Annotated in this window: 9 protein-coding genes; 3 read left to right on the top strand and 6 right to left on the bottom strand. The window is 64.8% G+C overall.

Annotation, left to right across the window (positions count from 1 at the left end; genetic code table 11):
• Positions 1 to 233 (bottom strand): transposase (locus HHL15_RS25645; RefSeq protein WP_169147065.1); only part of this gene is annotated, 233 nt, incomplete at its 3' end.
• A 76-nt stretch (positions 234 to 309) separates the two neighbouring features.
• Between HHL15_RS25645 and HHL15_RS26690 the strand changes: the two genes are divergently transcribed.
• The 3 genes from HHL15_RS26690 (at position 310) to HHL15_RS25660 (ending at position 2,990) form a co-directional block, all read left to right on the top strand.
• Positions 310 to 489 carry a response regulator transcription factor gene (locus HHL15_RS26690; protein WP_235943675.1) on the top strand — a complete coding sequence of 60 codons (180 nt, stop codon included), beginning with the start codon at positions 310 to 312 and terminating at the stop codon, positions 487 to 489.
• A gap of 176 nt (positions 490 to 665) precedes the next feature.
• A complete protein-coding gene (locus HHL15_RS25655; RefSeq protein ID WP_169148623.1) occupies positions 666 to 1,502 on the top strand; it encodes a molybdenum cofactor biosynthesis F family protein in 837 nt (278 codons plus the stop codon).
• 63 nt (positions 1,503 to 1,565) lie between these two features.
• Positions 1,566 to 2,990 (top strand): APC family permease, encoded by a 1,425-nt coding sequence (locus tag HHL15_RS25660; RefSeq protein WP_235943674.1) that lies wholly within the window; start codon positions 1,566 to 1,568, stop codon positions 2,988 to 2,990.
• Between the two features lie 38 nt (positions 2,991 to 3,028).
• Here HHL15_RS25660 and HHL15_RS25665 read toward each other — a convergent pair whose 3' ends face one another.
• The 5 genes from HHL15_RS25665 to HHL15_RS25685 all read right to left on the bottom strand — a co-directional run.
• Positions 3,029 to 3,745, bottom strand: a complete 717-nt coding sequence (locus HHL15_RS25665; protein ID WP_169148625.1) for a helix-turn-helix transcriptional regulator — start codon at positions 3,743 to 3,745, stop codon at positions 3,029 to 3,031.
• A gap of 36 nt (positions 3,746 to 3,781) precedes the next feature.
• Entirely contained in the window at positions 3,782 to 4,357 is a 576-nt protein-coding gene (locus tag HHL15_RS25670; protein WP_169148626.1) for a hypothetical protein, read from the bottom strand.
• Positions 4,354 to 5,391, bottom strand: coding sequence for a WD40/YVTN/BNR-like repeat-containing protein (locus tag HHL15_RS25675; RefSeq protein ID WP_169148627.1), 1,038 nt, complete (start codon positions 5,389 to 5,391; stop codon positions 4,354 to 4,356). Before HHL15_RS25675 ends, HHL15_RS25670 begins: the two co-directional genes overlap by 4 nt.
• A gap of 14 nt (positions 5,392 to 5,405) precedes the next feature.
• Positions 5,406 to 7,805, bottom strand: a complete 2,400-nt coding sequence (locus HHL15_RS25680) for an efflux RND transporter permease subunit (protein WP_169148628.1) — start codon at positions 7,803 to 7,805, stop codon at positions 5,406 to 5,408.
• Positions 7,806 to 7,856: 51 nt separating this feature from the next.
• On the bottom strand, positions 7,857 to 9,340 hold a 1,484-nt coding region (locus HHL15_RS25685; protein WP_169148629.1), incomplete at its 5' end, for a DUF1302 domain-containing protein.

Genomic DNA, 9,340 nt, shown 5'->3' on the forward strand with positions numbered 1-9,340 from the left:
CAGGCGCTCTTGCCGGCCTCGTCCATCGCCGCCGTAGTGATCACCGCTTCGAGTCGAGCGCGCGCAGTCCAGGCCCGCCCTCGGGCGGGCCTGGACTGCGCATCCTCACGCCATCGTTCCAATGTCTGCACCGAAACCCCAATCTCTTGTGATACCACGCCCACTTGGGCGCTCTCCGGCGGCAACAACCGCGCCACCGCTCTGTTCCTGAATGCTTCTCCGTACCGAGCCATCTCTCATCCTTGTCGCCCCCAGGTTCAACATCATAGAGAGGCGACAACTATTCTGACGCGGGGGGCCCCCAAGGAGCTGTCCGTCGCGCGACTCTTCGGCGAAGGGCTCACCTACAAGGCCGTGGCACGCAGGCTCGGCCTCTCCCCCGCCACCGTGCGCCACCACCTGCGCCAGGCCTATTCCAAACTGCACATCCAGAACAAGGGCGAGATCGCCTGGCTGCTGACCCACGCCGAGGCGGCGATGGCGCAGTGAGCGGGGCCGGGCGGCCGCTCTTCACGCATCGAAGTCTCCCTGGAAGTCGGCGCCGTTCAAGTCCCTGAAAGGCGCCACGGCAGAATCAGACTTTTGGTTGATGCGGGCCGGCTCGCTGCACGGGACAATTTCCTGAGTCAATTCCCTTGACACATCCAACTCAGGAAAGATGAGCAATGACACAAGACTGGATCCCCGTTGGCGCCCTTGGTGATGCCTTTGCCCCGGATAACAACACCCTGCCCCCGGTGGCAGATCTTTCGGGAAAAGAGATCTGCCTCCATTTCGAGAACGGCTGGATCATCCGGCACCATTTCCTGAGCGAAGACCGATTGACCTGGGAAGTGCTTCGCGGAGAGGCCAACCCCGGCCTCGATACGGACAACTATGTTGCGACCTGCCCGCGCCCAGGCATCTACCTGGTCGACTTCGTCAAGCACTGCGAAGCAGCAACGAGCGTCAGCCTTGTCCTGGATCTCGAGAACGGCGTATTCATCGCCGTCATCGGCACACTGCCCGACAGGGAGGAAGCATCGCTGTCCATGCTTGAGCGGATCGACCGGAAGCTCGAACTGACCGGGGTCAGGAGCAGCTTCCTGCGCGGCACGCTCGACCGCGACTTCTCCCCGGCGGCCCCTCTGCCGCAACAGACGCGGGATCTGATCGGCAAGCGCATCGAGTACCGCTACAACAGGCAGGAAAACTACGAACACATCTACCTCAACGACCGCTCTTATTCATGGCATTGCCTCGAAGGCTCGGAACGCGGTCTGTGCGACACGGACACCTGCCACTACTACAAGATCGGAAACGGCCTCTACCTTTTCGTATGGCGCGAAAAGATCGTTCCCACGCTGGGACTGATCTGCATCGACCTGCACGCGATGAAGACCACGGGGAAGATCCTCGGCTACGAACAACATGATTTCCGGTCGATCCGGAACTTCGGTGTCGGAGCCTTTGCGAGGATTGTCGGCAGCATTGCCCATCACGGCACTGAAAGCCAGGCCTGACATTCCCCCAGGAATTGCCGGTTTATTCATTGAAGCAGCACGTCATTCAGGATGGACAGCACCATGAGCGTTTCCCATGACCGCAGACAGGTGCTGGGCCTGCCTTCACTGGTCGCAATGATCGTTGGCATAGCGATCTCCCAGGTCGGGCTTGTGGGTGTCTTGCAGGGCGTCGGCATGGCAAGCGTCGGGTCGCCCTGGATTGTTGCGACCGCCTTCCTGATTGCCTTTGTGCTGGCCCTCACCTATGCGGCCTCATTCTCCGAGCTTGCGCTCATGATGCCGTCCGCAGGCGGGCTGAGCACCTACACGGAAGTCGCTCTCGGGCACTTTCCCGCACTGCTCGCTACATTCTCAGGCTACGTCGTCGTCAATATGTTCGGCCTTCCCGCGGAATTGATCCTGTTTGACAACATCATTCGCGAGACCCTCGACCTGTCAATACCCCCCAACCTGATTCCGCTCCTGATGCTCGCCGTCCTGACCCTTCTCAACATCCGCGGGACGGACATCTTCGCGGCGTTCCAGAACGCCACGACAAGCGTCAAGCTTGCCCTGATGCTGGCGACCGGAGTGGCCATGGCTTGGGTACCCACCGTCACGCACCAGCCGCTGCCCTCTTCCGCGCCTCACCTGACGTCCGGCGAGGCGCTCTCTTCAAGCATCGCGCTTTTCTTCTGGTGTTTCGTGGCTGCCGAGTTTGTCTGCCCGATGATCGAGGAAACCCGCCATCCGGAGCGCAACATTCCCCGCTCGATGTTTGCCGGCATCACAACGCTGGGCGTCCTCTATGCACTGTATGCGTATGGGGCCATGCGGGTTCTCCCCCGGGAAACACTGACCGGCAGCGCGTTTCCGCACCTTGAATATGCCCGTGCGGTCTTCGGCCAGGCCGGCTCCGCAATCCTGCTGGTTTTCGCAAGCGCCGCGACCCTTGGCCTGATCAATGGGATCCTGGCGGGTGTTTCCAGGATGCTGTACGGCATGGCGCAAAACGGCCAGGCCTTGGGCATTTTTTCGAGACTGCACCCGAAATACGGCACACCCTGGGTTGCCATAGTATTCATGGCCATCCTGAGCGGGATTCCTCTCGTACTCCTGGGAAGCAGGCCGGATACGATCACGACGCTGGTCGTTGCGGCATCGGCCTCGTGGCTGCTCGCGTACATCATCGCGCACCTCGACCTCGTGGTACTTCGCCTGCGCCATCCATCGGCAGCCAGGCTCTTCCGCTCACCGCTGTTTCCCGTGCCACAACTGGTCGGTATTGCAGGCATGGGTTATGTCATCGCCCACACCCCGGAAAATGTCATCCTCGTCACGGGATGTGTCCTGGGCGGCATTGGTGTCTTATCCGCGGGATGGGTGCGATTCATCATGAAGCGCGGCCTGTTCGAGCCCGACGCGCGGTCCGGGAACGGTCTGCCCCCCAGGCCGGCAGTTCCGCAGCAGGCCAGCAGTCCGGCGGGAGACTCCGGGGCATCCTGACAACAGGACATTGCCCGTCAGGATTTTCGTGCCCCAACTCAAAGCAGGACCCTGGCCGCCAATTCGGCCCGGCTCCGGACATCCAGCTTGCGGAATATGCTCAACAAATGGCTCTTCACCGTCGCCAGCGCAATGTTCAGCTCATCACTCAACTGCTTGTTGCTCAAGCCCACGGCAACGAGCTGCAGCAAGGCCACTTCCCGGGGAGTCAGTGCCGGAAAGCGTCCTGCAAGGGTGTCTACCTTCAACAGGCTGCCTGGAAGAAGCCGGGACAAGGCAAACTCGCCGAGGCTCCGCAGCCCTTCCGCCTGACGGATCTCCCCGGCAGAGAAGCCCTGAAGATCACCGTGCCGGACAAGTGAACAGCCGATGATTATTCCGGAATCAGACCTCAGGAATATCTCCAGGGCATCGACAATATGGTGCCGCCCCATGAAGGCAGACCTGTACTCCATATGCTCGGGCGAAACAGGGACAAGCGCTTCGCGCAGACACGCGACCAGGCGGCCATTCAAAATGCAGTTTGCCGGCGCCAGAGGGTCAAGGCGGGCGTAGTGCCGTTCGTAATCGGCCATTTCCGCCGCCTTGGCTTCACTCGCCAGGAAGTGCTTGATTCTCAGCTCGGGGCCAACGACATAAACGACCCACCCAGTTGAATGAATGATCTTTTGCGCACTGTGCCCGAAGGTCTCGGCAAATTCTGACAGCACGTGCGTCCCGACATCGTGGTCGGAACCCGAACGATCGTTGCTCATTGGCATCCCCCGGCACATCCCCATCAATCCCCACCCTCAGGATGACGAATCCTCCTCGCATGCCCTGTGTTCCACGGCCGCCGGCAAGACCGAATCCTTGAAGCCCTTCAGGATCTGTGCAGCTTCTGCATGTTTGTCTTCAGCCGCCAGCGCCAACGCCTGAACCTGCGCCCGCTCCTGGGCAACGACATACCTCCAGAACGCCCTGTCCCGCTCCTGACCGGGGACAGGCACCTGCTCCAGCTCGGCAAGGTAGCGCTGCGTTGCACCTGAAAGCAAGCTCACAAAGCGGCCGCGCATCAGCCATGCGAACACGATCGACGTCTTTGCCTTTATCCATGGAACAAACCCTGACGCCATCAGGCCATGGCACTGGCCGTGCTCCCCATACAGGGGCGCCTGGGCATTCTCCAGCGCCTGGTAGGCCTCCCAGAACTCCCCCGCAGGCCTTCCCTTGTACATGCCGGCCATCACCGGTACGACATGTCTTGCCACGGCGCGGTTATCCAGCTCGTGCTGCAAGGCTTCTCTATATTCAGGCATGGGATCGGACGGAGCAGCATCCACCATCATCGGCAAGACAAGAAAGAACATCGACACGACGAATTTCATTTGAGCGCCCCTGGCGCAGGCTCACTCCCGCGGGGCTCTGCACCAAGCACACCACTCTTCGAGAAGAGCGCGCTACCCTGCGCGTGGGCCACGACGGCGGTAATCGGCTGACGATCCGGCCGCTGGGTCAGCTGGAAGCTCCGGGCTGCGTCGGTACTGATCAGGCTGACGCCATCCAGCGCACCCAGCTGGACCTTGCCGGCCCACTCGGAAATCGACGTGATCGAACTCAAGGCATGAACCTCCACCCGCGCCCAGCTCGCCCCACCATCGGTCGAGCGCAGGACAGTGCCACGCAGGCCGCCGACCAGGAGCGTGCCATCCGCCAGGGCTGCGCCCGCCCACAGCGAGCCCTTGTAGCCCGTATCCAGGTAGTCCCAGTTAGCCCCGCCATCGCGGGAATGCACCACCCTGCCCTGCTCGGCCGCAATGAACAGCCCGCCCTTCGCGTCGGCGAAGAGGCTGTAGAGGTTGCGGTCGGCCCGCTTGGCACCGGGGGGTACCGGCAGGCTCACGTTCTGCCAGGTCTTGCCGCCATCGTCGGTACGCAGCAGCAGCGACCACAGCCCGCAGGCCCAGCCGTGCTGTGCGTCGGTGAACAGCACCGAGAAGAGCGGCTGGTCCTTGTCCAGGTCCTGGCGCTGCAGGGTCCAGGTCTCGCCGCCGTCGGTGGTGGCGAGGATCACCCCGCGGTGGCCCACCGCCCAGCCGTGCTTGGCGTCGGCGAAGCTCACCGCGTTGAGCATGGCCCGCACCGGCACCTGCCGGGCCTGGCGGAAGGTCTTGCCGCCGTCGTCGGAGAGGATGATGGTGCCGTGGTCGCCCACCGCCACCAGGCGGCTGCCGGCCCGGGTGGCGCCGAGCAGCATGGCCTGGTCGGCATGGGGGTTGGCGCGGGCGGCCTGCTCGGTGGCCGGAGCCGCATGGGCGGAGCCGGCCGGCAGGGCCAGGCTGGCGCCGAAGAGGGCCAGGATCAGCGCGTCCCGGCAGCGTCGGGTCGCGACAGCGGCCCGCGCGGAAGTCAGATCGTTCATCGCAGGTGCTCCGTTCAGTGATCGAGGATGCCGGGGGCCTTGACCGGGCCACGGCGCGGGAAGATCTTCTCCAGCCACACGGCCAGGGCCGGCAGCGCGGTCATCGCCATCACCAGGTTGACCAGGAACATGAAGGCCAGCAGCTTGCCCATGTCGGCCTGGAACTTGAGGGCGGAGAAGGCCCAGGTGGCCACTCCCACCGCCAGGGTGATCGCCGTGAAGATGGTGGCCATGCCCACTTCCATGATGGCGTGCTCCACCGCCTTGACGATGGGCTGGCCGTGGGCCAGGTGGTACTGCAGCCGGTTGTAGATGTAGAAGGCGTAATCCACGCCGATGCCCACCGCCAGCACCATCACCGGCAGGGTCGCCACGGTGAGGCCGATGGACAGCTCCTTCATGAACCAGTAGCCGATGAAGGTGCCCACGGTGAGGGGCAGGCAGCAGGCGATCACGGCCCGGAAGTCGCGATACACCATGAAGACCAGCAGCACGATGGCGGCGTACACATAGAGCATCATCGGCAGCTCGCTGATCTCCACCTCGTCGTTCACCGCCGCCAGCACGCCGGCGTTGCCCGCGGCGAGGCGGATGCTGACGCCCTCCAGGGTCTCGGCGGCGCGGAAGGCCTTCACTTGGTCGATGACCCGGTTGATGGTGGCGGCCTTGTGGTCGGTGAGGAAGAGATGCACGGCGGTCATGCTGCAGTCCTTGCGCATGTAGCCGCGCATGCGCCCCACCTCGACGGCCAGGCCGGAGTAGTTGCCCGGGTCGGAGGGCACCACGTTCATCTTCGGGTTGCCCTCGTTGTAGCCCTCGCTGTAGGTGCGCAGCTGGCTCGAGAAGGCGCTGATCGACATCACCCCCGGCACCCGCTGCATGGCATCCACGAATTCGTCCTGGTAGGCGCCGATGGCGGTGTTCTCGCAGGCCTCGGGCAGCGTGGTCTCGAAGATCACGGTGAGCCAGTCGAGGCCGGTGTCGTAGCTTGACGAGATGGCCACCGCGTCGCGGTTGAAGCGGGCGTCCTGGCGCAGCTCCGGGGCGCCCGGCTCGAGGGTGCCGACCACCCGGTCGCTGCTCTGCCACACCGACACACCGAAGATCACCGCGGTCACCGCCAGCACCCCCGCGGCGCGCCGGGGCTCGGCCAGGCGGGCCAGGCCGCGCAGCCAGCCGGCACGCTTCTCGCGCTTGGTCATGGCCTTCTCGGCGTAGTCCTTGGTGAAGTGGAACAGGGAGGCGGCCAGGGGCAGCATGACCAGGTTGGTGAGGATCTTGTAGGCCACGCCGATCGAGGCGGTGATGGCCAGCTCGCGCACCATCGGGATGGGGATCAGGACCAGGGTGACGAAGGACACGAAGGCCGTCACCAGGGCCAGGGTGCCGGGCACCAGCAGGCCGCTGAAGGACAGGCGCGCCGCTTCGTCGGTGCTCTTGCCCAGGGCGATCTCGCGGACGATGAAGTTGATCTGCTGCACCCCGTGGGAGACGCCGATGGCGAAGACCAGGAAGGGCACCAGCACGGCCAGCGGGTCCAGCCCGTAGCCGAGCAGGCGCAGGGTGCCGAACTGCCAGATCAGCGAGGTGAGCGAGCAGAACACCGGCAGCAGGGTCAGGCGCACCGAGTGGCAGTACCAGTACACCGCCAGGGCGGTGAGCAGCAGGGCCACCGCGCAGAACACCAGCACCCCCTTGGCGCCGTCGGCGATGTCGCCGATCTGCTTGGCAAAGCCGATGATCTGGATCTCGAAGCCGGCGTCCTCGAACTTGCTGCGGATCTGTTCCTCGAGCAGGTGGTTGTAGGCCACGTAGTCGATCTTGTTGCCCTCCGCATCGATCTCGTTGAGCTCGGCGGTGATCATGGCGCTGGTCTGGTCGCGGGACACCAGGGTGCCCACGTAGCCGCCCTGGCTGGTGGCCCGCTGGATGTTGCCGATGGTGGCGGCGTCGAGGCTCTCCGGGGTCACCGTGCCGTCGATGATGGGCTCGGCCCGGAAGCCGTCCTCGGTGATCTCGTTGACGAAGCTGTTGGGGGTCCACAGGGACTGCACCCCCAGCCGCGACACGTTGGGCAGGAACATCACCGCCTGGGTCACCTCGTACAGCCGGGTCAGGGCCGGGGCGTTCCAGATGGTGCCCTGGCGGGCCTTGACCACCACGGTGATGCGGTTGGCGCCGAGCACGTCGTCGCGGTAGGTGCGGAAGGTTTCGATGTATTCATGGCCGACCGGCATCTGCTTCTCGAAGCCGGCGTCCATGTGCAGTTGCAGGGCAAACCAGCCCATCACCGCGGTAAAGACAAGGAGTACGGCCAGCAGGCTCCGGCGGATGCCGAAGAGGGCACCCTCCAGGGCCCGCAGGCTGCGGGTCAGGAACTGGTCGACGCTGTCGACACTGAACGGATTGAGCATGATGGGTCCACCTGCGCCCGGGGGACGGGCTGCCCCGCCCCCCGGCCGTCATCAGAAGTTGCGTGAGACGAAGGCGCCGATGAAATCCCGGTCCTTGTAGGGCTGGTCGTAGCGGGTCTGGCCGCCCCAGAACTTGGCGTAGTTGACGCCGAACTGCCAGGTGGCCGGGTTCTGCACGAAGTTCACGATGAAGTTGGCCGACTTGGCGTCTTCCATGAAGGTGCCGGTGGTGGTCGGGGTGCGCCCCTTCACCGCCTGGAAGTAGTAGATCTCGGGCACCACCTGCCAGCCCGGGATCAGGCTGCCGTCGTACACCCAGCTGAAGTCCAGGTTGTAGCCCCAGGAGGTCTTGGTGCCGACCGCGGTGGCCGCGGCGCCGGGGTCGTTCTCGGTGCCCCAGCCCCAGGCGCCGGCGCCCACCGGCACACCGTTGTAGCTGCGCTTGAGCCCCGGGTACTTGATGGCCACGGCCTCGATCATGAAGGTGGCGGTCTGGGCGCCGCCGAGGGCGTTGAGGATGCCGCCGTAGTCGCTGGGCGTCATGCTCAAGAGGCCGGTGAGGTGCCACTGGAACTTCTTCTCGTCCACATAGCAGTTGCCGCCCGTGCCGGCGCAGCCGCTGGCCGGGTTGAGGGACACGGCGTCCTTCGGCCGGTAGGACAGCTCGGTGCCGATGGCCCAGTCACCCACCGGGAAGTTGGCGCTCACGCCATACATGCGGCGGTCCTCCGGGTAGGCCCAGCCGGGGGCGCCGCTGCCGTCGAGGTTGTAGGAGAATTGGGCCGCCTTGTCGTGGTAGGCCATGCCGTAGAAGCCCAGGTTGAGCTGGGTGCCCTGGGGCTGCCAGCGCACCGCGGCGCCGTACTGGCCGTCCCGGCGGGCCTTGCCGCGGGCCAGGCCGTAGGCCCGGTCGCCCTGCCCCAGCCCGTTCACCACCGACCAGTAGCTGCCGGTGGGCGGGTAGTAGTTGTCGTTCCATTTGGCCTGCCAGTAGGCCTCGACGTTCACCCCGGCGCCCAGGCCGCTGGCCACGCTGACGATGGGCGCGGGCAGGAAGACTTCCTTCAGCTGGGTGCCCGGTTGCGACAGCCGCATGATGTCGATGGCGTTCACCTGGTTGATGCCGCCGGGGATGAACAGGCTCTCGCCCCAGCTGATCACCTGGTTGCCGACGCGGACCCGTGCCCGCTGTTCGCCGATGCTGAATTCCTTGCTGACCCACAGGTCGAGCATGCGCGCCTTGAAGGACAGGTCTTCCTTCGCGTCGTCGGTGAGGCTGCCGACGCCAGGCGGGTTGCCGCCGCTGACGTAGCCGGAGGTGTGCGGTGCGGCAAAATCCTTCAGCCAGCTCACCCGGGCCATGAACTTGACGTCCTCGGGCATCTTGAGGAGCAGCTCGTGGGTGCCCTTGAGGTAATTGGTGAAGGTGTCGCCGCGGCCGTAGTTGAGGTTGCCCTGGTCGCCCAGGCCGCTGATGGCCTCGGTACAGCCCCCCGGCGCACCGGCGCTGGGCGAGCCCTTGAGCACCAGGTTGC

Source organism: Zoogloea dura (genome assembly GCF_012927165.1).
GTDB lineage: Bacteria > Pseudomonadota > Gammaproteobacteria > Burkholderiales > Rhodocyclaceae > Zoogloea > Zoogloea dura.